We start from the raw sequence: 22932 nt of genomic DNA on the forward strand, positions 1-22932 counted from the left end.
CATAGAGAATGCTGTTCTCCATGAATCCGGACCTACTAGAAATTGAGTTCTTTTGTTAGCAGTCTTAGCTACGTTCAGCCAATGTCTTCGCTTGTTTTACAGCTTCATCCCACTCTTTAGCCGGATCAGCCTTTTTCTCCAGCACGTTTTTCAGTGCATTTTTGAAGAAGGTATCGGTTTGGTCATGAAGTGGGCCATAGTATACAGGTTTTACACGATTTGCTGCCTTACCAAATTCAACTGCTGTTTGTTGTCCACCGAAGAATTCATCCTTGAAATCAACGAATGCAGGGTCTTCGTACAGCGCAGGAATGGAAGGCATAAGTCCTTTTGTTTTGAATGATTCCAGTTGATTGTCCTTGTTATCCATCCAAGCGATGAAGTCATAGGCTTCTTTCGAGTGTTTGCCTTCTTTAGGCAGTGTTAGGAACGAACCACCCCAGTTACCAGCACCTTCGGGAAGCTGTGCGATTTTCCATTTGCCAGAGGAATCAGGGGCGTTACTCTTGATGTTTCCTGCCATCCAAGCAGGTCCCATGACTACTGCAAATGATCCGTCGTTCATCCCTTGGCCCCATTCAGGAGACCAGAGCAAAACATTGCTGATCCAGCCTTCTTGGATACCTTTAACCGTGAAATCATAAGCTTTGCGGACTTGCGGATTTGTATCTCCGATAAAGCTTCCGTCTGCTTTGCTGAAGTAGATTTCATCCGCGGATTGGTCACGTAATGCGTTAAATGTAAGATCAGTAAGATCTACAAATGTCTTGCCTGTCTTTTCCTTAAATGCCTTGGCTACAGTGGCAAATTTATCCCAAGTATCAATCGTTGCACCGAAGCCTTCCGGGTCACTTGGCAATCCGGCTGCTTCAGCCAAATCTGTCCGGTAATATACAACCGTTGGGCCGATATCTGTAGGAAGTCCAAGCTGGAAGCTGCCATCTACGGAAGAAGCTTGTTTCCATTTCCAATCCAAATAGTTCGCTTGAATATCTTTGGCCCCGAGATCATTCAGGTTATAGAATTTATCCTGTGCATTGATAAAACGCTCCATGAAACCGATTTCAAGTTGGAAAATATCAGGTGCACCGGATCCTGCCGATAACGCAGTGGTCAAATTATTATGGTGAGCCGTTTGGTCACCAGTATTTTGCACCTTGATCGTAACGTTAGGATGTTCCTTCGTGTATTCCTTCGCTAAATCCTCATAGTTCACGTTGCCTAGTGTCCAGAAAGAAAGCTCGACTTTCTCAGCAGGCTCTGTACCCTCATCTTTCGCCGGCTCACTTGTGCTTGCTGCGTTGTTACCTGTATTTTTACTTGATGCATTGTTCTCGGCGTTGTTGCCTCCGCATGCTGCCAGTGAACCTACGAGCATGATAGCGACTAACGAAAGTGCCAAGTGTTTTACTTTATTCATTCCCCTGTACCCCTCTCAAAGGTTTCTCTTACAAGACTTAGTGTACAGGAGTTTTATTCTTTTTTTGAGGAGGCAAACTTCCGATTTATGGTGGAAATAATTACGAACACAAGATAAGCCTAATATTCTTCTGTGGTTTGAAGCCACCCCAATAATGATGCTGGAACGCCAAATGCATATCTAGACAAAATACTCGTCAGCTTCAAGAAGATTGGATTTCTTACGCTTCCGCAGGTATACTATTTTTATTTATAACTTCATTAAATGATCAAAAGGAGTTAAATACTTATGCCAATAAACCGCCCGCTGCTAACAGACAGCGATTTCCAAGAAGCCGTTGACCGCAAACTACCCGTTCGTGTGTTTCAGGACGATCATTTGGTGAATTCAGGGGCCACTGTTGTCCGCTTCACCGATTCTGATGTAGTTATTCAGTCGAGGGTTAGCGATCTGACTTACTACGCTCGTAAGAGCTGCCAATTCTATGAGGTTAGGCCCTAAAAAAATCCGGAACATAGTGACCTCTAGGATCACTACGTTCCGGATTTTTTTAGCACTCATATGTAGTAGCTCTTACTTAATATTTTTGTATGTGCTATGCATTTTCATTTTCTCATTCAATACTTCCTGAAAACTCTGCTTCTTCTTTTTAGATCTCTCTTGCTTAGGATTGACCACGGGCTGAGGTCTAAAAAACTGATGATTGTAAGCCATAAGATTATGTACCATCACATTCATTGAAATTCAACCTCCTTCGGTAATCATTTCCTGTAGTTCACGGAGCAACCATTACTAGTATACTGTTTCTTACCCACCTTAATAATTACATACCCAGCAACATCTAGATCGAAACAAATTTATCACATGCTCATATGAAAGAGGCTGTCCTCTCCACTTTAAGCGAGAAATCCATCTTTAATCTTCAATCTTTAATCTTCAATCTTCAAAAAAACACAAAAAAAGAAGGCTCAACGCCAATATTAGCGGTTGAGACTTCAAGAACAAGATTCGCGGATAAATTCTAAGTATATTGATCGCGGCTTAATCGTAATTAGGGAAATCTTCCCTATAATTCAGAAAATCATGGTCTTTCAGTGCATAATTAGGGAAATCCTCCCTGAAATATAGCTGATTTACCCGTGAATTGAGGTTTTCAGGTAATAATTAGGGACAATTTCCCTAATTGTTTGTTTTTTAGCGTTTTAGAGTGGTTTTTAGGGAGGTTTTCCCTAGTATGCAAGAAGCATCCGTCAGCACGGTTCAGCGCACGCATTAGGAGGCCCTTTCTACAGAAAACGAACGCACGCTAATGCAAGCATGCTAGAAGCATCCGTGAACACATTTCTAATATTCGCCTTAGCGTTGTGATGGAAATCTAGCGTTCCCATTACCTTCATTACTTTGATCGACTCGACCTCTCATCAGTTCAAGTAAATATTCGGGATCAGAGTTCATATGTAACATATCCAGCGCATTTTTTGGAGCAAACCCTTCACTTACACTATGAGTGATCATGGCTAGCAACGGATTAAAATAACTTCTTATATTCAGCAGCCCTATGGGCTTCTGATGAATACCAATCTGCATCCAGCATAGAATTTCAAACAACTCATCAAAGGTGCCAAGCCCACCCGGCAGGGCAATAAACGCATCCGCCATCCCGCTCATAACTGCCTTACGTTCATGCATACTAGAAACCTCAATCAGATTCGTTAGCCCGGAATGCCTAATTTCATCCTTAAAAAGATCCACTGGCATGATCCCAACGACTTCTCCACCATTTGCCAGCACTCCGTCCGCCACCTGTCCCATGAGACCATTTCTTGAGCCTCCATAAACCAGTCTACAGCCTTGTGCAGCTATATGATAGCCCAGTTCTCTAGCCATTTCCGTATATTCTGAGTTAAGACCTGGATTCGATCCGGCGAACACACAAATTGTAAAAGCCATACCTATCACTCCAGACTTGTTATTATGGTTCAAATGAGATAATTCACTTATTGTACATCAGAATATTAAAATAAGTGTTAAATGAAAGTCATCTTTTTGTTTGTAACGTTAATTGGTACAGCTTACTATTCCACTCTGCAGCATCACCTAGTGCCTTAGCCAAAGCTGCAGCTGGAACAAGTGATGTATAACTTACTTTAATGGCGCTCTCTTTAAAAATGATTTTCTTGCCTTCTTTCGAGAGTGTCATATCTCCGTCCCATGAAAGGGTATAGCCTAGACTTTCCGCCACTTCCCTAATTGGTACTCTTACACTTCCATCCAAGAATATAGCAGACTGTGCGGAGTCGATCTTTTTCCCATCCACAATCACAGAAACAGGCTTCAATATAGGAGATACAGTAAAAGGACGTGAATCAAGCGTACTAATTCCAAGTTGACCAAACATATTCGTCCCCCAGGCCACTGCTGTTCCATCCTTCAAAACTGCATATTTACTATTTTCCCCTGTAGCAAAAGAACTTGGACTGCTCAAGCCTTTAATTTGTTTAGGCTGAGTAAAGACCCATTTACTATCGGTTGATGATTGGGTATTCCATGTCCACACGGTTCCATCCTGCTTAACCGCTACAAAGCCGTCTAAATCCAGCGTAAGTTTGGAGATTGGCTTTACGACTGTGATCTTTTGCAGACCTTTCAATAAGGTACCAGCTTTCCATCCCCAGTATTCTCCTTTTTTATTCTTAACAAGATTGAACCCATTTTTAGTCTGAACAGATACAATATCCGAAAGTCCCGTCATTTTCTTCATCGTGATTTTATTATAATTATTGCTGTCAATCGTTCCCCAAACGCTTCCACTCTCGGTTAAAGCCAGTATACTGCGATCGCTCATAGAAACGGACTTCACATGGTATAAATCCTTAACTGGTGTCGGTTTCTTCACCGCGTTTGTATTCTCTATTTGCGGGTTAGCGCTCCATGTCCACAGGGTACCGTTTGTTCGAATCGCGGCCTGATAAGCACTGCTCCCGATCCACTTCACCTCACTTAAACCCTGCACCTTGGTGGCAGCAGGAAGCGCTGTATAACCTGTGTCAGAAGCTTCTGGAGAACTCCACTGAAGTACACTTCCATCCTTTTTCAAAGCTAAAGTATTGTGTAATCCTGAGGTTATACTAACTACATCTGTCATCCCCGAGATCAACTGAGGTAGCAGAACCTTGTGTTGTTTGGAGCTTGCCCCATTTCCAGCTTCTGCTGCATTCTTGTCCCGATAATCTCCCCAAGCCTTAACCGTTCCATCTTCCTTCAGCGCTACAAAATAAGCTCCACCGATTTCTAACTGCTTCGTATGATCAAGCGCTGTTATACTATGGGGAGTAATCGTCCAACCCTCAGGACCTGCAATTCCATTAGCAAATTGTCCATAAATATTACTCCCCCAAGACCACACGGTTCCGTCCGTCCCCACTGCAAAGGAGCTCCCTCCCCAAAAACCAGACGTAGCAACAATTTCCTTAATTCCACTCAGCTTCGCTGATGATGGAGCTGCATTTATAGTTTGCGGGACTGACATAACTGCCATAAAAGTAGAACAAACAACCAAACTACACAGCCGTAGCTTCCTTGCAAATAAGTTCATCATATTTTTCCTTTCATATGATATTATTGTAATTATTATTCATATTACACTAAGACATATAAACCTGCTTAGAGTTGTATTATTTTTATATCCCGGGATTCAGATTGTTTTGAATTATGTTATAATTACGCTGCCTTAGATCTACTCTTTTCAATCGCAAAACCGGAACCAAATGATTATGGAGGGAAGTTATGCTTAAATTTATAGGTGTTTTACTGCTCTTCAGATTAGTGGGTAACCCTTTTCTGGCTATATTCATCCTGCTTTTAATCTTGTATTTCTTGGATCGGCGATATGTGGGCATCTTCCCCAGCATTACAAAGCCCTTCAAAAGAATGCGTCAAATTTCCAAGCTACGTACAACCATTTCTTTGAACCCTAATGATGTCTCATCCAAATTTGATTTAGCGCGGAGTTTGGCAGAACGTAAAAAATACAGAGAAGCGAAGGATCTCCTACTCCAAATCGAGGATCGCTATGAACAATCTGCTGAGTATTGGGTAGAGCTCGGACATGTGAATCTTAAGCTAGGCGCTTTGGAGGAAGGCGAGGCACAAATGCTTCATGGTCTGGAGATCAACCGTAAGGCTCGATATGGACAGCCGTATCTTTGGTTAGCGGAAACTTTCCGCCATACGAATCATGATAAAGCATTACATTACGTTACTCAGTATCAAGAAATACAGTCTTCTTCTTCTGAGGCGTATTATCTAGCTGGCTCGATGTATAAAGCGCTTGGTAGATCAGAGGATGCAAAACGAGCTTTCGAAGAGTCCACCGCTGTTTATCGTTCACTACCGAAATATAAAAAACGGCAGGAACGCGGATGGGCGTTGCGCAGCTTTTTCGCCAAGCTGAAATAAACTTATCGACTCTTCAACTCAAAAATACGGAAATCATTTCTTATTATCAGAAATGGTTTCCGTATTTTTTATTAGTTCGTTACTAATTTCCACAGTGACAATGCCGACTCAGGATTCCAGTTGTTATCACCATAACTTCTAAATGTCACTCGGGCTTCATAAAGGTTACCCTTGTATTCAACTTTTGTTCCTACAATGTACAAGCCGGTTGCATTCCAAGCTGCTACTTCTGGTAATACGGGTTTCACAAGCGTTGTAACTGTAAACGAAGCGCTCTTATCTGAAGCATTACCAGCAGCGTCTACAGCTCTCACCTGATAATTGTACGTGGTGGAAGCTTGAACAGTTAAATCCGTATAAGCAGTTCCATTGGTTTGGGTCAATTCAACACCATCTCGATACACAACATAATGATCAACACCTACATTATCTTGGGCGGCATTCCACATTAGATTAACACTATTGTGCTTCACAGACATGGTATGCAGTCCCTCTACCATCGAAGGCTTTACAGTATCTGGTGTTTCCACTGGAGGTATAACCACTTCCGGGTTGGGCGTATTAACAACGATAATGTTACTTGAATTGGACTTGTTTCCTGCACGATCCACCGCAACGATATAATATGTATAGATTTTATCTGGTTCTACAATTATGTCTTTATAGCTCGTTGTGGAGGATGTACCAATTTGTTTCGCTATACCTACGCTATCCCCGCGGTAAATCACATAATGATCTACGCCTACGTTATCTGTTGCAGCATTCCACATAAGGTCTACACTGCTGGATTCTACACTCATCGAATGTAACCCTGTTACAGTTGACGGCTTCTCTGTGTCTGGTTGTACCCCAGATCCTGAATCACCGTTCTTTAAATTCACGTCAATTACTTGGTAGAAAGCATTCGCCGTATCCTCAATATCCCACACTGCCAAAATAACATGGTATCCACTGCGGTCTGTTGGGACATTTACTTTATGTGTCACAGAACGCTCAGGCTGTTTACCGCCATTCTCAAATGTTCCAATGAGCTCTAAATCAGCACGTTTAATTGGTGCATTGGGGTTCCAGCCTTTTTTTGTGATGTAATAATGCCATTTTGTTGTTCTATGCTGTGCTGTATGATACCAAGTGATATCATTTACTCCGCCAACCATATCGTGCTTAATCCAGCGATTACTTGATTGTTGATCCAGAATTCCTCCGAACATACCACCCGCAGATGCAATCTTCCCGTCCGCAGGACCCGCCAATGGGAAGCCTTTGGGTGCTTCTAGGCTCTGTGGCTCATATTGAACAGAACCCACATTATTCGCAGCACCAAGCTTTGCACGACTTGCCGGTTCGGATACATAACCGTGACCTAATGCTTTATCGGTATCGATAAGTCCTATTCCAGCAATAACCCCCGCTGTAATAACAAATGGAGCAACCTTCTTTACAATAATGCTGTTCTTCATGCTTACTTTCATCATTCATCATCTCGCTTTCTAGTTGTAATTTGGATGCTTTGAAAACGTATTCGAAGTTATTATAAATTTCCGAAAACATATTAACAATAACCTAAAGAACCAGACGACAATGGATAAAGGACCTATGACAATAGAACGGTTAGAGACTCCTCCCGCTGATAATATCCCATCCCATCGAATCGTTTCTTTCTACACATCAAAAAGCCAGCCACCAATAAATTAATCGGTGACTGGCTGCAATAAAACTGCTTTGTTTGACTACTGACTCACAAATGGGATTCAGTCCCGGGTTACATATTTAAATCTTGCTTGGAAGCTTCCCCGCTTTGTTTAACCGAAAATGGCCACCAATTTCCCCGCCCGAAGATCCGTACCATAACAGGGACAAAGAACGGTAGGAATATTAAAGCATACAAGGCTAATCCTACGAGCACCACTGTTGCAATCTGCATCATCGACAATACCCCTGAAGGATACATCGAAGCAAATGTGCCGCCCAAAATAACTACGGCCGAAAGAATAACTGTACCCATATTGCGCATGGCGTGTAGAATCGCTTCTTTTACATCCCAAGTTTTATTTTCGTTAAACCGGGCCATTAAGAAAATGCTATAATCCACACCCAGTGCGATCAGCATAACAAAACTAAAGAATGGCGTTGTCCAGGTAATCCCTTCAAAGTGCAGAAGGTTAACGAATATAGCCTCTGTAACGCCCAACGCTGAAAAGTAAGTGATCAAAAGTGAAATAATAAGGTAAATCGGCATTACAATGGAACGAAGCAGCAACACTAATATGATGAAAATACCGCTCAGCATCAAGATAACTGTACGTGTATAGTCTTCGTTGGAAATGTTCCGCAAATCGCTTTGACTGCTTGTAACTCCGCTAATAGCTGTTTCAGCATTTTCAAGCTTCGTACCTTTAACCGCACGATCGACAGCTGCTTGAATATCACCTACACTGTCTATAGCCTCTGAGCTATATGGATTCTCGGTGAATACCACATCCAAAGTCATAACCTTACGGTCATCAGACAAGTAAGTATCAAATACCTGCTCCATGCCTTCAGCTTTAAGTGCCTCAGCTGGTACGAAGAATCCGCTCAGCTCATCATCCTTAGCCGCTTGAATCTGATTCAAGTATTCTTGTGCTGAGCCCAGACCGCTTGTGATTTGCTTCAATCCATCCGCACTATCGCTTAGTCCAGTGGTTAAGGCTCCTATCTGCCCTGTCAATTCACCAAAACCATCCGCAAGCTGCTGCTGCCCCCCTTGCAATTGATCAAGACCACTTGAGATGGATGGAATCTTATCTACGATCTGCCCTTGGCCTGCTGCCGCCTGCTCGAGTCCAGATTGTAGTTGTCCGATTCCGGCTACAAGCTTAGCTAAACCTTGCGCGAGCGCGGTTTGCCCGGCTGCAGCTTTAGCATAACCGGCATTCGCCTCATTTAAGCCAGTAGCTGCGCCTTTAAGCTGTTCTGAAACTTGACCAAGACCAGCTGCCAGCTGTGCTGCACCCGTACCACTCTGTGCTACTGTACCTTTGATCGTCAAATAATTTACATCCTGAACAATTTCCGGATAACTGCTCTCTAGGCCAGCGAAGGAACCATCCAGTCCCTTTAATGCCTCTGCAACACCCTGTAGCTGCTTCGGTAGCTGCCCGAGTCCTTCATCCAGCGAACTTAAGCCGCCACCGATTTTTTTATAGCCCTCTAGTAGCTTTGCATTAGCATCCGCTAACTGTTTAGCACTTGTCGCCGCCTGCTGAAGACCGGCTTTGATCTCACCTGCACCGGCAGAGCCACTCTTTATCCCACTCTCAATCCGGGTAAGCCCATCGCCTAAAGCAACGATTCCATCTTTAAGATCTGCTGTGCCTTCCGTTAACTTAGCACTACCAGCAACAGCTTCTGTAAGTTTTGGAGCATTATCGCTAAGCTGTTTACTTGCTTCAGACAACCCGGTTTGAATCTTGGTTAGTCCTTCGTTACTTTGATCCAGTCCATCAGAAAGAGTGCCGACCTGATTCGGAATTAAGAAATCACTGATCAGCTCACCTGTTGGACGTGACATGCTACGAACGGATTTTACACTATCCACTTTTTCCAGCTCACGGCTGATTTTTTCCGCAAGTCCCAGATATTCTGAGTTGTCCATGCGGTCATCATTCTTAATTACGATCTTGCCAGGCATCGATTCACCTGGTCCGAAGCTCTCCGAAATAATATTAAACCCTTTTACCGAAGCATATTCTGAACCAATTTCCTCCAAGCTGTTAAAGGACAGCTTACCGCTATAAGTAACTAGGAATGGGGATACGATTACTGCAACGATTAGAAGAGCGGCCCACGGTCTTTTTAAGGAAAAAGAACCTGCCCATCCCCAAATACGGCTCTCACTATGCTCCAGCTTGCCACGGGAAGGCCAGAATAGCTTTTTGCCTAGAACAGCCATAAAGAAAGGAACAATCGTCACAAGTGCCAATAGCATAACTGCAATACCAACTGCAACAGCTACTGCTGAACGATAAAGGATAAATTTCGATAACCCAATCGCTACAAAACCTACAAACACCGCTAAGCCTGAATAGAACACCGTTCCTCCAGCTTTTCGATACGTTGCAATGATGGCACTTTTGGTATCTTCTGCGGTCATCAATTCTTCTTTAAAGCGACTGATCAGCAGAATACAATAATCCGTACCGATCCCGAACATGACCGCAACCATAAAGATTTGAGTAAAGGTAGATAAAGGAAAATCATAACGATCCACCAAACAAGCCACAACAGATTGGGATACAATATAACTGATACCTACTGTCAGCAGCGGTACAAAAGGCGCTACGAATGAACGAAACACGACGAATAGAATAAGTAGAATAAAGACCACTGTAATATACTCCGACTTCTTTAGCCCTGCTTCTGAGCTTGCGATCATATCCTCTGTTATAAGACCTTCACTGGTCAAATAATGATCTGCTTTAACACCCGAGAGCATCTCATCCACTTTATCTGGCAGCGCAGTAACAGCCTCTCCTTCACCTTTTACAGACAACGCCACCATAATGGTCTTGCCATCTTTGGCAATCAGCGTATCCTTAAGCTCGCTTTGTGAAAAAGGATCGGTGATGGAATCTAACTGCAGAGCTTCCTTATTTGCAGCCAGCTTCTCAACGCCCTGCTGAATACTTGCTGTTTCTTCTGCTCCGATTCCCTTTGGGTTATTAAATACAAGAGCTACTTGATGGAGCGATTCTCCTCCCTTGTCATTTGCCGCTTCCTTCATGATTTCCGCTGCTCTAGATGAAGGGTATCCCTCTGGAACGGTAACCTGCCCCTTCTCACGGACAAGATCAGAGAACGATGGGGCGGTCATGACTAGCACTACCGCTACCGCGAGCCAGATTGCGATAACCGCCCATCTTGCTTTTAGAATCGTCTTCATTGATTCTTCCCTCCATCATCTTGAATTAAAATCGCCAATTTCTCGAACATCATAACGAACATCTCAATATCCTTCTCTTCAAAATGTAACAAATACGGGGCTACCACTTCATGTACTTGCGTTTCTGCCGCTTCAAATACTCTTTTACCGTGCTCAGTCATCGATAAATACACCTGACGTCGGTCATTCTCGTCACGTGTTCGTTCGATTATTCCCGCCTGCACTAATCTGTTGATTATCGCTGTAATAGAACTTTTACCTACACAAAAAGTTTCTGCTAGATATGTAGAAGTACATTGTTCCTGAGCATTAATCAGACGCAGAATCTGATACTGATCATTCGTTGTATCTGCAGCAATGCTATCTTTAATTCTTGCGGCTACTTGTCTGGTCACCATCATATAAGCATCCATGTAACGGTTAATCCAATGCTGAACTTCATCCTCCAAAGCTTCCTACCTCCAAAATATAGTTCAACTGTAGAACAGTTTCATTGTCAAACTATAATCCCATTTATTTCAAAAGTCAACTTACAAGCCTGCTGATCAATTTATGGTGTGGCTAACAAAAAACAGGCCGAGAATTCGTCTCGACCTGCCATTGTATGTTTTCTAAAAAAACTTTATTCCTCATCCTCAATCTCTTCTACTTCATAGACACATCTCAGTGTTTCAATGCCAGCTGGATTTTCTCCGAGACTGTACACCATGAACCCAAGACTACGGTAGAAATCCGCAGCGATCTCATCCTCGGTTTCAGCTACCAGATAACGCGGCTGACGCGTAGTAAGCAGCTCCAGAATCATCCCACGTGCATAACCTTTTCCTCTGTTCTCTGGCAATACAGCAATATGCCGAATATCCAATGAGCCATCTTCTGTTTCTTCGAAGCCTACGAGACCAAGCAGTAATTCTTCTTCTTCCCAGCCATATAGCTTTAGCCCGGCTTGTTCGCTATACTCAGACAAAGTCTGCTGCAGGGCACTCGGATCATCAATGACCGCATAGGTCAACAGCTCGTTCACCTCAGGTGTACCGATGAGGGGTTTAAGATCCATCAACATTCTTCACATTTCTCCTTCTTTGTTACTTCTAAAGCTAATCACTCGAAACAATCCGTAGCCTGTCCAAATACCCAGCATGTTTAATAGTAAATCATCAATATCGAAGCTTCCCACATGTAACAGCATTTGCAAGCATTCCAAAAGCAGTATACAAGGGACAGCATATAGCGAGATCCTAAGCCAAGATATCCGCGATGTCTTTACAAAAGGTGAAAGAAAACCAAATGGAATAAAAACCACGATATTTCCCAGTAGATTTACTAGCCGATTGATCAGCGATAACCCGTTATCCAAGTTGAAATACAGTGACACCGTACGTAATGGAGCCAGATTGTAATGAAGAGATCCTCCGGTATGAGCTTCTCGTCCAAATCCGATAAACATCCAATAGATAACAGTAGCACTATACAGAGTTAGCACTATCCATGTCAATCCTCTTAGCAGCTGTGAACGGCTAGCTTCTCTATGTTTGCGGTTACTCAATTCCTCGGCTGAGCTTCTATAATTTCAATACTTCCGTCATTTTTACCAATGATAGCCATCGCTGCGATTCCAATAAACAGACCGTGATCTACAACACCCGGGATGCTTTGAATGGTCAAGGCAAGCTTCGGCGCAGATTCAATCACTTCAAATCGGCAGTCCGCGATGTAGTTGCCATTATCCGTCTTGTACAGCTCATCTCCACTGCGACGCAATTCAGGATTACAACCTAGTTTAGCAAGCTCTGCCACTGTCCATTCCCAAGCAAAAGGAACGATTTCCACCGGTAGTGGATATTTGCCCAGTGTGTTCACGACTTTACCTTCATCGGCAATCACAATCATACGAGTACTGTTACTAGCAACAATCTTCTCACGAAGTAAAGCGCCGCCCCCGCCTTTAATTAGCTGCAGATTGCTGTCAAGCTCGTCCGCTCCGTCAATAGTCAGGTCCAGACTATCAATATCAGCAAAAGCTACTAGTGGAATACCTAGTTCTCGCGCCTGCTCTTCAGATGCTTGTGAGGTTGCTACTGCGGTAATCTTTAGACCTTCGCTAACACGCTCTCCAAGCTTACGGATCGCCCAATATGCGGTTGATCCAGTACCCAGACCTACTTTCATTCCATCTACTACGTATTCCACTGCTTTTTCTGCTGCTAATTGTTTAACATTGATACTCATTTTAATACCCCCATGTTATCTGTTATAAAACTTATATTGTAAAAAATGAAATCCCCATGATTCAGGAGGATTCCGGTAGTGAACCTAAAATCAACATTTTTCCGTAACAGAGGCTATCCGGATCTCCAATATAGGGTCCAAACAATTCAATCGGTCGATAACCATGCTTGACGTAAAGCGCAATCGCTTCCGGCTGCTTAATTCCTGTCTCCAATCGGATCTCCTTAAACCCCGCTGCCATAGCCTGCGCTTCAAGGAATAGCAGCATATTTGTAGCTATACCCATTTTACGATAACTGGGATCTACATAAAAGCGCTTCAATTCCATCGCAGCAATATCTGTGTCCATGTAATGCAATGGTCGAAGCCCTCCGCAACCCACTGGTTTCCCATTAAGATAGGACACTACGAAGGTCATTTCTTTTACTTTGGGGTCCTCGAAATCAACGACATAGATCATCTCATGCGGATAACGCATTTTCAATTCCTCATCCAGAAACGTAATAAGCTTTCTTAAATCAACGTTCTCTGGATCAACCACTTCAAAACTCACTTCCGTTACGGGTAACACTACTATATTTCCCTCTTTTCATGTATCCAATTTCGTATTATCCTCTTGCAGCCGAAAAATCAATATTCTTCATCCTGCCTTATGTATATTGTAATTTCACTACATCCTCTAAATTTAGGATCATTTCTTTTTCAGCGTGGCTAGCAGCCCTATGTAAGTAAGCTCTACACTCAATGAACGCATCCGAGAGCGCTGCCATTTGAATGTGGTCCAGCATACTACGTTCGACATCAGCCAGAACTAAATCTCCTCTACCCGCTCTAACTCTACATAGAATTATTTTTGCTAAAGGCTGATTCATAACTACTTGCCCGCTCGACTCTACAGATACGGTGTATTGAAACAAAGGAATTACATCTGGATCTTCAACACTAGCAGCGCAAGATTGGTCAAAGATTGAATACATTAGGGATGGATTGTGTAATAAAGTTCCTGATCTCCTCTGATTAGATACCAATTTGCTGTTCTGGTAGGCCAGAAATCCGGCAGCTGACAATATGAGCACTAGCAAAATCACTAATATCGAGTTCATCATTATAACATCCCACCCATACTCCAAAATAATAATACCGATTATATATTATCATGGATAGATGCTTAGACCAATCCTATATTATCTACAATTCAATAATTGTAAGCGATACGAAATCTATAAAGTTATTTTGAAATATTCAAAATAACAGTTGAAACTTTGATTGGCATGTCTCATAATGTAAATATGAATATTGTTTGTCAATCCATATGGAAATCAAGGGAGGAAACTTAAAATGAAGTTTTTCTTGGACACCGGTAATATTGAAGAAATCAAACGTATTACTCGCCTCGGATTAGTGGATGGCGTAACGACTAACCCGTCGCTCATCGCTAAAGAAGGAAGATTGTTTAAAGATGTGATCAAAGAAATCGTTGCAATCGTTCCAGGTCCTGTAAGCGCAGAAGTAATCGGATTGACAGCAGAAGAAATGCTTAAAGAAGCGTATGAAATTGCTGAATGGGCTCCAAACGTTGTCATTAAACTCCCTATGACTGAAGATGGCTTGGAAGCTTGTTATGAGCTTACTAAAAAAGGTATCAAAACTAACGTAACACTTGTCTTCTCAGCGGCTCAAGGCTTGATGGCTGCAAAAGCAGGTGCAACTTATATCTCTCCATTCGTAGGACGTCTCGATGATATCGGTGTTGACGGAATGAAACTAATCAAGGATCTGAAGACCATCCTGACCAACTACGGCATGACTTCCGAAATTATTGCAGCTTCCATCCGTAACATTGCGCATGTTGAGCAAGCAGCACTTGCTGGTGCTCACATTGCTACCATCCCAGGTTCGCTCCTGCCTACCCTCTGGAAGCATCCGCTGACAGATAACGGTATTGAACGCTTCCTGAAGGATTGGGAATCCGTACCACAAGCATAAGACTGGCTTACATTCTTCATTAAGAGGGCTATCCCGCAAGCTTCGGCAACGTAGCTTTAAGGATAGCTCTTTTTTCTATCAAAGGACATTGCAGACGTTTGACGAACACGCTTTGACAAGAGGCGAGGATTGATCTGCTCGGTTTCTTTCACGCCAGATTCTCCTTTGCTCCCCTTGCTTGGCGTTACTGCAAATAAGGTCAGCAATCCACCGACTGCCCCTACTGAAGCCATCAATGCAAACAAGACCCAATGCCCACTGCTTAACAGCAGGGATACCACTGGCGGCCCTAAGGCTACCCCTATAAACCTCATACTGCTGTAAAGAGCGGTTATCGTGCCACTATTCTCCTTCTCGATCCCCTCCGTGATTAAAGCATCCATACAAGGAAGCACGATTCCGATTCCAACGCAACCTAAGCCCATAAATCCTACTAAGAAATAAATACCTTTATTGAATCCCGCAAAAATCATTGCCGCAGTCAGCAATACCATTCCTCCAAAGCCTAGCCATTTCATCAATGTTTTGTTCTGACCAATCATCTTCCCTGTTCCATATGACGCCAGACATAAGAGGGCAAGTGGTATCGCCAGCACAAAACCTTTCATCGCCCCATGCATTTTATACTTAGTTTCCAGCATTTCAGACAAATAGAATTGAACGCCAAAGGTCACAAACATACAGATACCGCCTATGGCAAAAATAGCATATAGCCAACGTCCCTTTTTACGTAAAACACTCACAATTCCGGATAAAAATTCTCGTACGCCCTGTTTCTCAGGTTCATCCTTCGCCTCGGGCTTTCGCACTAGGAACAAAACTAAAAAAAATGAAATCAGACATAGAACAGGAATTGCAATAAATGGAGCAAACCAAAGCCATAATCCGAGATAAGCGCCAAGGATCGGACTGAGTACTTTACCAAAAGTATTAGAGGTTTCAATAATTCCCAAGCTTTTGCTTACATCCTCTTCTTGCTTGAACAAATCGCCTACAAAGGGGATTACAATTGGAAAGGCACCCGCAGCACCGACTCCTTGCAACAAACGGCCCGCTATGATCACCCAATAAGCACTAACCCCCTTCATAAACCAAGCCGCAACCACGCAAACAACACCACCAATAGCAGCTATGATCAGACTTGGAAGAATAACCTTCTTTCGTCCATAACGGTCTGACAGATAACCTGCAATAGGAATCATTACAATCGCCATCAATCCATACACGGTAATCAGCATACTGACTTGAAAAGCGCTAATGCCGAGTTCTTTGGAGATCTGCGGCAGTATAGGTAGCAGCATGGAGTTACCGAGGGTCATTATGAGTGGAATTGATGCCAGTGCAAGCAGATCCCATTTTCTTTCCTTCATGAACTGACCACCTTTGTCATTGTTTGCAACTCTCTATATTGTGGTTTGTTCATCCCTCTTTATTCATACATACAAAAAGACCGTCCCCCGCCAATGCGAAAGGACGATCTTAAGATTAACTTTACAGCGAATTTGCAATCATGGTATTCGCTTCTACGGATGGAAGGAATCGGTTCGGTTCTCCTAGACTAAAAATATGCAGCAAGTGCATGGCCCGAGTGCAAGCTGTATAGAACAGCTTACGCTCACTTTCTCTGCCATATCGTTCAGCTGAACCATCATAGATAATGACAGCATCAAACTCCACACCTTTAGCTAAATAAGCAGGTAATACCAATGTTCCCTTCTGGAAATTTGGTGTTTCCTTCGTAACGAGTCTTACTGGCAGCTTACTATGTAGTTCAGCATAAACTCGTGCGCTTTCCTCTGCTGTTTTACAGATGACAGCTACATAATGATACCCCTTGGATTGAAGATTCCGAATATCTATTTCAACTGCATTCAGAAGCTCCTCCTCGCTGGACACCACACTTAGCTGAGGCTCTTCCCCTCGCCGATTAAACGGCACAATCCGTTCCCCTCCAGGAATCATTGCCCGCGTAAATTCCACAATTTCATAAGTGGAACGATAGCTTCGGGTTAACGAGATCACTTCTGTATTTTCTTCACCATAAATGCTTACCAAACCTGACAAATCACCAAGCACCTCACCTTGTGCATAGATCGCCTGATTCAGATCACCCAATACGGTCATTTTAGCCCTTGGAAATAAACGGCGCATGAACTCTAATTGGAAAGGTGAATAGTCTTGTACCTCATCGACAATCACATGACGAATCAGCGTGTTGGTTCGGAAGCCTTGGCTTAGCTCCTTCAAATAAAGGAATGGAGTAGCATCTTCATAGGCGAGCTCGTTCACCACAATAGATTCCAGCGTTTGCTCACAGATCTCATCCCAGACTTCCGGAAGCGGATAAACACCGTTGAGGCGTTCCATAAGCTCGCGGTCAGTAAAGAGTGTACTGTACAATCCCTTAACATCCACAAAACGGCCTCGCTTAGTCCACCCGCGCAGTGGTTTCAATCGTTGACTGACTACATAACGGGAAAGCACTTCTTTTTCAGTATCAAAATCGTCAAAACTATCCTGCGTGGCTTTCTTCTTACGTCGCAACATCTGATACGCACGATGGTAATCACTGGAGTCCAGTAACTCAATTTGATCTTCAACCCAAGAACCATTTCTTTCCTCATGGCTAAAATCAGCGATTTTCTTGAGCAGCCAACGTGTCATCAGGTCTACACGGTTCGCAAGCTTAATGGCTGGATCATAGGCGTAGAAATGGCGTTCCATCTCTTCTTTAGTGACTACAGCCCTCCCCTGAAACATTAAGGGTTTGAAAAGCATTCCCTCATGCTCAAGCATCGTAGCATAGCGACGAATCACATCGAGAAAAGGTACGGATGATTTATATGCGATGCCTTCTCTGCGAATAGCCACTTCAGGACCATCAGGAGCGTTAAGAAGACTTTCAGTCTGACTAAAGACATCTTCCAGCTGGAATTCATGTCCAAGACGATGTTCCAGATACATTTGAAAGGTAGTTTGCTGCATATTTTCTTCACCTAGCTCTGGGAGCACTGTAGAAACATAGCTGTTAAACAGCGGGTTCGGCGAGAACAACAGCATCTGGTCTGCTTGCAGAACTTCACGATATTTATACAAAAGATAAGCTACCCGCTGCAAAGCAGCTGAAGTTTTCCCGCTCCCCGCGGCACCCTGAACAACCAGCATTCGGCTTTTATCGTTGCGGATAATGGCATTTTGCTCTTTCTGGATGGTAGCTACGATACTCTTCATTCGGTCATCAGCACTATGGCTAAGCACCTGCTGGAGTAACTCATCGCCGATCGTTACACCGGTATCAAACATGACTTCAATAACACCATCAGCAATCACAAACTGTCGCTTAAGATCCATCGTGCCGGAAACGAGACCTCCAGGTGTTTCATAGGCTGCGGGGCCAGGAGCTCCGTCATAATACAAGCTCGATATGGGCGCCCGCCAGTCATAAATCAAGAAGGTGCCATCATCCTCCATTAATGATCCAATCCCTAGATAGATCTTTTCCGTTTCACCATTTGGTTTTTCTGTAAAATCAATACGCCCAAAGTATGGAGAGACGAGCAGCTTTTTATATTTTTTTAGAGCCTTGCTCGACTGTAAGTGATGGCGTTCCCGTTCATTCAAAATTTGGGACTGTTGGCGGAGACTTGTTGAAGTTTCCCCCAAATCATCTGGGCTGCTGAAGTTTACCGTTACTTCTTCCCAGAAGTCTTTCCGCATATCCACCACATCACTGCGATGAAGTCCAAGTTCCTCTGATAAACGCCGGATATGAGCAGACAAAAGCTTAGTCACGTCGTCTACTCGCAGTTGTTCCTCTTTCCACTCATTTTCATGATTCCCCACTACATTTCATCCCCTTTTGGAAGGTTGATCTTTCTATGTTGAACATCGCAAGATTATGTTTCATGCTTCACGATCTGTTTCTTTTTCCTCAGTCGATATACGATTGATCTGATCTGCTACTTTATCCAGTCTTTCTAATTGATATCCATAATCGTAAATCGCTGCGGCTACAACATATAAACGTAGCTGACCTATTTTCTCCGCATTATACCCCAGGATCGTTGAATTCAAAAATCCATCATTCTCGTCTCCCAAGGGCTCCGATTCATTGGTGTTCGGTTTTAGTTTATCTTCAAATTTCAACAAGATCAGTTGATGATATTTGATTAACTGCTCCAAATGACTGTCAAACAGTGCATCTGTCTCTTCGCTTCGATCCGCTTGAAAATAATGGCGCTCCACAGCCTCGAGGACCTCAAAGCCTTTCTGTAAAGAAGATAACAGGTTCTTATAGACAACCATTTGTCTAGTCTGGCTGTACTTCGCCCGCTTTAACTGTTTCTGCTCCTCCTCAAACAAAGCATACTTATCTGCTAAAGCTTTAATGGATGACTCTAGGGTATTTTTTTCGTCACGGAACACACTTTCCTTCATCTCATGAGAAACAGCTGTTCTTAGCAGCAAGGAGAGGCTGGCAAAGACGTTCTCAATTTGCTTGATGTATTGTTTCCGTGGTTTCGGAGGAACTACTATAATATTGATTAGAAATGCAGAAACAATCCCTGTCAATGTTAATAAGAAACGATCCAGTGCGAACTGCCATTCACCAGAAGCCTCCATCACTGTAATAACAGTCACTAGTGTCAGGCTAATTGTATCCGCTCGGTTAATTTTCATACTGATCATAATGACAAGAATACAGACCAACCCAACCGCAATTGGACTATTGGATAACAGCATTCCTCCCAGAAGGGCAAGTACCGCACCCATTGTGGTCGTCGTGAGCTGATCAAGAAAATAACGCCAAGAGCGATAAATAGATGGCTGCATAGCGAAAATTGCTGCGATCGCAGCGCCCACAGAAGATGGGAAATGTAGCAGTTCGGCTAAATACAAGGCAAGCGTAACTGCCATTCCTGTTTTAAATATGCGAGCTCCAAAAGCCAAAAATATCCCTCCTAAAAATCGGCCCACATCTGCGAATCCTTCGTTCTTCTAATTACCCAAGCCTAGAGTTGATGAATTTTAAGATGATTTAAGCTCTCACTCATGATTCTTTCAGCTTTCAGGGAATACTAATTCAAGTAAGTACCTATCACATATAACATACGAGGTGAATGAATGAAAAACAACATCAAAAAATATGCGACCATCACGGCTGTTCTTTTTCTCAGCTTGTCTTCAGCACTTGCTCCTACTCAGAGCGCCTCAGCTGAGAATGTAACCTCTACTCCCCCTGATTCTCATCCTTCGGAAAAAGGTCATCGACCCCATCCAGAAAAAGACGGGAAATTCAGAGCCGGCGGACATTTCATTATTTTCGAAACAGCCAAGCTGCTTGAGATGGATCGTACGGAGCTAATCAACAGCCTTAAAGCAGGAAAAACGCTCCCTGAGCTTGCTCTTGAGAAGAAAGGCTGGACGGAAGATCAATATATTCAGAAGCTCAGCGAATCTGCAAGTCAAAGACTGGATCAAGCCATCACCGAAGGACGTTTAACGAAAGACGAAGCCCAAAAGCTTAAAGCAGGACTTCCTTCTATACTGAAGAAAAAAATAGCCAAAATGGGTCATTTCCAAGATCGTAAACCTTCAGAACATCATGTGATGAACCCTTAAAATATCCCCATATAGACGGGTATCTTCATTCTTTATGAGGATATCCGTTTTTTATAGGCTTCAAATAGACAGATAGATAACATCAGCCACGCGCCACTTGCAGCAAAACCACCAATAACATCACTAGGATAATGGACACCTAGATAAATACGACTCCAGCCAATGCCCACAGTCATGAATACTGTAAATATAATTAACAGGATTCTTTCACTGCTTCGCGGCAGATGACGCCACAGTAAATAGGCAATTACCCCATACAAAGAGAAGGCTGCCATAGAATGTCCACTGGGGAAACTATAACCAATCTCTTCGACAATCCGATGGAAATTTGGACGCTCTCTTTGAAACCATAACTTCATAAGCGTATTCAATAGCTGTGAGCCTAATCCAACCCATAGGAACAGAATTAGCTCAAGCCGATGTTTCAGTAGAAAATAGAGCAGAGCCATCGTACTGATAGATATTCCAATTGCTACCTTGGAGGAACCAATCAGAGATAAGCCTTTGGCGAACGTCGTCATCCCAGGTGATTCAGCGGATTGAACGAATTGGATAATATAGTTATCAAATGATGATACCTTATTCATATGAACTAGTACCGCGATAGCGACGAAACAAGCAAAAAAACCTATAAAATACCGAAAACCTCTAGACCAGTTCTGATAATAAAGCATAAATACCTCCATGTCTAATTTTGTGCCTGTCGATCTCATTTCCTGAGAAGGTCTAACCCGTGTTATAATTATAGAGAAATAAATATACAAAAAGATGGAGTGCTGCCAAAGTGGAGAGTCTAAAATTGCAGGAACGTTTGTTGAACCAGTTTATTTCCACAAAGGTGCCCGTAACGATTTTTACAACGAATGGTGTGAAAATGCAAGGCTTCGTAACCTCGTATGATGCTTTCACAATCACTTTACAGGGTCAAGGAGATGGCAGACAAAATGTGCTTTTCAAATCTGCAGTATCCACTATTGTACCTCTTAAGCCCGTCTCACTCAAATAATTCACACACACTCATTACAATTCTTAATCCTCTTTTCACAATAAAGGGAACACCGGACTATATATCCAGTGTTCCCTTTATTCTTTTCTTAAATTGTCTTAATCACTCTTGTAACCGAGTTTCTTTTATACAGGGAAAGTCACAGGCTTCACACATACCGGCTTAGATACCTCTGCCGTATTTCCAGTAAATACGAGACGACCACTGTCCAGTTCAATAGAGAACACAACCAGGTTATTAGCATCACGATTCGCGACAATAAGATAAGCCCCATCCGGAGTTAAAGCGAAGTGTCGTGGATGCCCTCCGCGAGTAGATACATATTCAATTAATGTAAGCTTAGCTGTAGCGTTATCTATCGCAAACACTGCGATAGTATCAGCACCCCGGTTAGAAGCGTAAAGATATTTTCCATCTATTGAAGTAGCAATTTCGGCACAAGTATTCTCTTCCTTAAAATCTTCAGGCAAAGTCGAAACTGTATCTACAGTGTGAAGAGTACCTGTAGCACTGTCATATGTAAACGATGTTATCGTGGAATCCACCTCGTTAATTACATAAGCAGACTTTCCGTCTGGATGAAAAGTGAAATGACGAGGTCCCGCTCCTGGATGAAGCGCAGTCTCACCGTGAGCCTCCAGTTTGCTCAAGTCTCTGTTAATTCTGTATGACCGAATGATATCAAGCCCAAGATCAGAAACAAACACATACTGCCCGTCCGGACTGAAAATAGCCGAGTGAGGATGCGGGCGATCCTGACGCTCAGGATGTTGACCGTGGCCGGAATGAATCGCTACATCCGTTAGCTGATCAGCGACTTTTTCTTCATTTAATGATATCAAGCCTACACTGCCACCATGATAACTACATACAACAACGTATTCATCGTTCAGGTCTCTAGAAATATGGCATGTGGTCGTTTGACGACTACCTGAAGCAGGCATTGAGGCTATTCGGTTCAATTCACTCAATTTACCACTCTTGGAATCGATAGCAAAGGTAACTACTTCACCTTCTTTTCCACCCTCACCATTTGGCTTTTCTCCTATGGCATATAAACGCAGAGCTGTAGCATCCACATTTACAAAGGTAGGGTTGGTTAAGCCCTGCACAGAGTCGATTAACTTTAACGTACCTCCTGCTTCGCCATCGAATTCAAATACCTGCACTCCACTTTCTGCGGCACTTGCATAGGAACCCGTAAACAGCAATAACTTAGTCTGCTTTTTCATCTCTATATTCCTCCTCCAAAGTATTGCTATTATATAATTTACAATTTTTAAACGT

The 22932-nt window shown here is 43.0% G+C and carries 22 protein-coding genes; 5 read left to right on the top strand and 17 right to left on the bottom strand.

Translation table 11 applies throughout. From position 1 onward, the window contains the following. Positions 1 to 64: 64 nt before the first annotated feature. Positions 65 to 1420, bottom strand: coding sequence for an extracellular solute-binding protein (locus NSS67_RS21085; protein ID WP_339315556.1), 1356 nt, complete (start codon positions 1418 to 1420; stop codon positions 65 to 67). A gap of 288 nt (positions 1421 to 1708) precedes the next feature. Here NSS67_RS21085 and NSS67_RS21090 point away from each other — a divergent pair, with 288 nt between their 5' ends. Continuing rightward, positions 1709 to 1921 (top strand): hypothetical protein, encoded by a 213-nt coding sequence (locus NSS67_RS21090; RefSeq protein WP_042187476.1) that lies wholly within the window; start codon positions 1709 to 1711, stop codon positions 1919 to 1921. Between the two features lie 72 nt (positions 1922 to 1993). On the opposite strand, the gene NSS67_RS21095 is transcribed toward NSS67_RS21090, so the two are convergent. The 3 genes from NSS67_RS21095 to NSS67_RS21105 form a co-directional block, all read right to left on the bottom strand. After that, on the bottom strand, positions 1994 to 2158 hold the full coding sequence (locus NSS67_RS21095) for a hypothetical protein (RefSeq protein ID WP_339315557.1): 165 nt from the start codon (positions 2156 to 2158) through the stop codon (positions 1994 to 1996). 618 nt (positions 2159 to 2776) lie between these two features. Then, positions 2777 to 3370, bottom strand: a complete 594-nt coding sequence (locus tag NSS67_RS21100) for a TIGR00730 family Rossman fold protein (RefSeq protein ID WP_339315558.1) — start codon at positions 3368 to 3370, stop codon at positions 2777 to 2779. A gap of 88 nt (positions 3371 to 3458) precedes the next feature. After that, the gene (locus NSS67_RS21105) at positions 3459 to 4958 is read right to left on the bottom strand and encodes a hypothetical protein (RefSeq protein WP_339315559.1); all 1500 of its coding nucleotides are present in this window, start codon (positions 4956 to 4958) and stop codon (positions 3459 to 3461) included. Positions 4959 to 5206: 248 nt separating this feature from the next. Between NSS67_RS21105 and NSS67_RS21110 the strand changes: the two genes are divergently transcribed. Next, positions 5207 to 5878, top strand: coding sequence for a tetratricopeptide repeat protein (locus tag NSS67_RS21110; protein WP_339315560.1), 672 nt, complete (start codon positions 5207 to 5209; stop codon positions 5876 to 5878). Positions 5879 to 5949: 71 nt separating this feature from the next. Here NSS67_RS21110 and NSS67_RS21115 read toward each other — a convergent pair whose 3' ends face one another. The 8 genes from NSS67_RS21115 to NSS67_RS21150 form a co-directional block, all read right to left on the bottom strand. After that, positions 5950 to 7353: a lytic polysaccharide monooxygenase gene (locus NSS67_RS21115; protein ID WP_339315561.1), complete on the bottom strand. Its 1404-nt coding sequence runs from the start codon at positions 7351 to 7353 to the stop codon at positions 5950 to 5952. Between the two features lie 287 nt (positions 7354 to 7640). Then, on the bottom strand, positions 7641 to 10802 hold the full coding sequence (locus tag NSS67_RS21120) for an MMPL family transporter (protein WP_339315562.1): 3162 nt from the start codon (positions 10800 to 10802) through the stop codon (positions 7641 to 7643). Beyond that, the gene (locus NSS67_RS21125; protein WP_339315563.1) at positions 10799 to 11251 is read right to left on the bottom strand and encodes a MarR family transcriptional regulator; all 453 of its coding nucleotides are present in this window, start codon (positions 11249 to 11251) and stop codon (positions 10799 to 10801) included. The genes NSS67_RS21120 and NSS67_RS21125 overlap by 4 nt, the downstream gene beginning before the upstream one ends. Before the next feature lie 173 nt (positions 11252 to 11424). Next, on the bottom strand, positions 11425 to 11865 hold the full coding sequence (locus NSS67_RS21130; RefSeq protein ID WP_339315564.1) for a GNAT family N-acetyltransferase: 441 nt from the start codon (positions 11863 to 11865) through the stop codon (positions 11425 to 11427). Positions 11866 to 11868: 3 nt separating this feature from the next. Then, positions 11869 to 12348 (bottom strand): VanZ family protein, encoded by a 480-nt coding sequence (locus NSS67_RS21135; RefSeq protein WP_339315565.1) that lies wholly within the window; start codon positions 12346 to 12348, stop codon positions 11869 to 11871. Next, complete coding sequence (gene rpiA, locus NSS67_RS21140; protein WP_339320655.1) at positions 12345 to 13025, bottom strand: ribose-5-phosphate isomerase RpiA; 681 nt, start codon at positions 13023 to 13025, stop codon at positions 12345 to 12347. The genes NSS67_RS21135 and rpiA overlap by 4 nt, the downstream gene beginning before the upstream one ends. Before the next feature lie 67 nt (positions 13026 to 13092). Next, positions 13093 to 13602 (bottom strand): GNAT family N-acetyltransferase, encoded by a 510-nt coding sequence (locus tag NSS67_RS21145; protein ID WP_339315566.1) that lies wholly within the window; start codon positions 13600 to 13602, stop codon positions 13093 to 13095. Between the two features lie 79 nt (positions 13603 to 13681). After that, complete coding sequence (locus NSS67_RS21150; RefSeq protein WP_339315567.1) at positions 13682 to 14137, bottom strand: hypothetical protein; 456 nt, start codon at positions 14135 to 14137, stop codon at positions 13682 to 13684. Between the two features lie 232 nt (positions 14138 to 14369). Between NSS67_RS21150 and fsa the strand changes: the two genes are divergently transcribed. Then, positions 14370 to 15017, top strand: a complete 648-nt coding sequence (fsa, locus tag NSS67_RS21155; protein WP_042126959.1) for a fructose-6-phosphate aldolase — start codon at positions 14370 to 14372, stop codon at positions 15015 to 15017. 56 nt (positions 15018 to 15073) lie between these two features. On the opposite strand, the gene NSS67_RS21160 is transcribed toward fsa, so the two are convergent. The 3 genes from NSS67_RS21160 to NSS67_RS21170 all read right to left on the bottom strand — a co-directional run bounded on the left by NSS67_RS21160 (position 15074) and on the right by NSS67_RS21170 (position 19967). Next, positions 15074 to 16387, bottom strand: coding sequence for an MFS transporter (locus tag NSS67_RS21160; RefSeq protein ID WP_339315569.1), 1314 nt, complete (start codon positions 16385 to 16387; stop codon positions 15074 to 15076). A 121-nt stretch (positions 16388 to 16508) separates the two neighbouring features. Then, the gene (gene helD, locus NSS67_RS21165) at positions 16509 to 18860 is read right to left on the bottom strand and encodes an RNA polymerase recycling motor HelD (RefSeq protein WP_339315570.1); all 2352 of its coding nucleotides are present in this window, start codon (positions 18858 to 18860) and stop codon (positions 16509 to 16511) included. Between the two features lie 60 nt (positions 18861 to 18920). Next, positions 18921 to 19967 (bottom strand): aromatic acid exporter family protein, encoded by a 1047-nt coding sequence (locus NSS67_RS21170; RefSeq protein WP_339315571.1) that lies wholly within the window; start codon positions 19965 to 19967, stop codon positions 18921 to 18923. A 174-nt stretch (positions 19968 to 20141) separates the two neighbouring features. On the opposite strand from NSS67_RS21170, the gene NSS67_RS21175 reads away from it, so the two are divergent. After that, positions 20142 to 20639 (top strand): hypothetical protein, encoded by a 498-nt coding sequence (locus tag NSS67_RS21175; protein ID WP_339315572.1) that lies wholly within the window; start codon positions 20142 to 20144, stop codon positions 20637 to 20639. Positions 20640 to 20671: 32 nt separating this feature from the next. Here NSS67_RS21175 and NSS67_RS21180 read toward each other — a convergent pair whose 3' ends face one another. Beyond that, entirely contained in the window at positions 20672 to 21313 is a 642-nt protein-coding gene (locus NSS67_RS21180; RefSeq protein WP_339315573.1) for a phosphatase PAP2 family protein, read from the bottom strand. A 110-nt stretch (positions 21314 to 21423) separates the two neighbouring features. On the opposite strand from NSS67_RS21180, the gene hfq reads away from it, so the two are divergent. Next, positions 21424 to 21645, top strand: coding sequence for an RNA chaperone Hfq (gene hfq, locus NSS67_RS21185; RefSeq protein WP_339315574.1), 222 nt, complete (start codon positions 21424 to 21426; stop codon positions 21643 to 21645). A 125-nt stretch (positions 21646 to 21770) separates the two neighbouring features. Here hfq and NSS67_RS21190 read toward each other — a convergent pair whose 3' ends face one another. Next, positions 21771 to 22877, bottom strand: a complete 1107-nt coding sequence (locus NSS67_RS21190; protein WP_339315575.1) for a lactonase family protein — start codon at positions 22875 to 22877, stop codon at positions 21771 to 21773. Positions 22878 to 22932 lie beyond the last annotated feature (55 nt).

Origin of the sequence: Paenibacillus sp. FSL R10-2734 (assembly GCF_037963865.1) — a bacterium.
Taxonomy (GTDB): Bacteria; Bacillota; Bacilli; order Paenibacillales; family Paenibacillaceae; genus Paenibacillus_AQ.

What these genes read in the sequence shown, in the direction of transcription:
- NSS67_RS21190 (WP_339315575.1), bottom strand. Translation starts at nt 22,877, where the DNA reads ATGAAAAAGCAGACTAAGTTATTGCTGTTTACGGGTTCCTATGCAAGT.
- NSS67_RS21130 (WP_339315564.1), bottom strand. Translation starts at nt 11,865, where the DNA reads ATGTTGATGGATCTTAAACCCCTCATCGGTACACCTGAGGTGAACGAG.
- NSS67_RS21180 (WP_339315573.1), bottom strand. Translation starts at nt 21,313, where the DNA reads ATGCTTTATTATCAGAACTGGTCTAGAGGTTTTCGGTATTTTATAGGT.
- NSS67_RS21175 (WP_339315572.1), top strand. Translation starts at nt 20,142, where the DNA reads ATGAAAAACAACATCAAAAAATATGCGACCATCACGGCTGTTCTTTTT.
- NSS67_RS21115 (WP_339315561.1), bottom strand. Translation starts at nt 7,353, where the DNA reads ATGATGAAAGTAAGCATGAAGAACAGCATTATTGTAAAGAAGGTTGCT.
- NSS67_RS21105 (WP_339315559.1), bottom strand. Translation starts at nt 4,958, where the DNA reads ATGGCAGTTATGTCAGTCCCGCAAACTATAAATGCAGCTCCATCATCA.
- NSS67_RS21120 (WP_339315562.1), bottom strand. Translation starts at nt 10,802, where the DNA reads ATGAAGACGATTCTAAAAGCAAGATGGGCGGTTATCGCAATCTGGCTC.
- NSS67_RS21090 (WP_042187476.1), top strand. Translation starts at nt 1,709, where the DNA reads ATGCCAATAAACCGCCCGCTGCTAACAGACAGCGATTTCCAAGAAGCC.
- NSS67_RS21095 (WP_339315557.1), bottom strand. Translation starts at nt 2,158, where the DNA reads ATGAATGTGATGGTACATAATCTTATGGCTTACAATCATCAGTTTTTT.
- NSS67_RS21110 (WP_339315560.1), top strand. Translation starts at nt 5,207, where the DNA reads ATGCTTAAATTTATAGGTGTTTTACTGCTCTTCAGATTAGTGGGTAAC.
- NSS67_RS21100 (WP_339315558.1), bottom strand. Translation starts at nt 3,370, where the DNA reads ATGGCTTTTACAATTTGTGTGTTCGCCGGATCGAATCCAGGTCTTAAC.
- NSS67_RS21150 (WP_339315567.1), bottom strand. Translation starts at nt 14,137, where the DNA reads ATGATGAACTCGATATTAGTGATTTTGCTAGTGCTCATATTGTCAGCT.
- NSS67_RS21085 (WP_339315556.1), bottom strand. Translation starts at nt 1,420, where the DNA reads ATGAATAAAGTAAAACACTTGGCACTTTCGTTAGTCGCTATCATGCTC.
- NSS67_RS21160 (WP_339315569.1), bottom strand. Translation starts at nt 16,387, where the DNA reads ATGAAGGAAAGAAAATGGGATCTGCTTGCACTGGCATCAATTCCACTC.
- fsa (WP_042126959.1), top strand. Translation starts at nt 14,370, where the DNA reads ATGAAGTTTTTCTTGGACACCGGTAATATTGAAGAAATCAAACGTATT.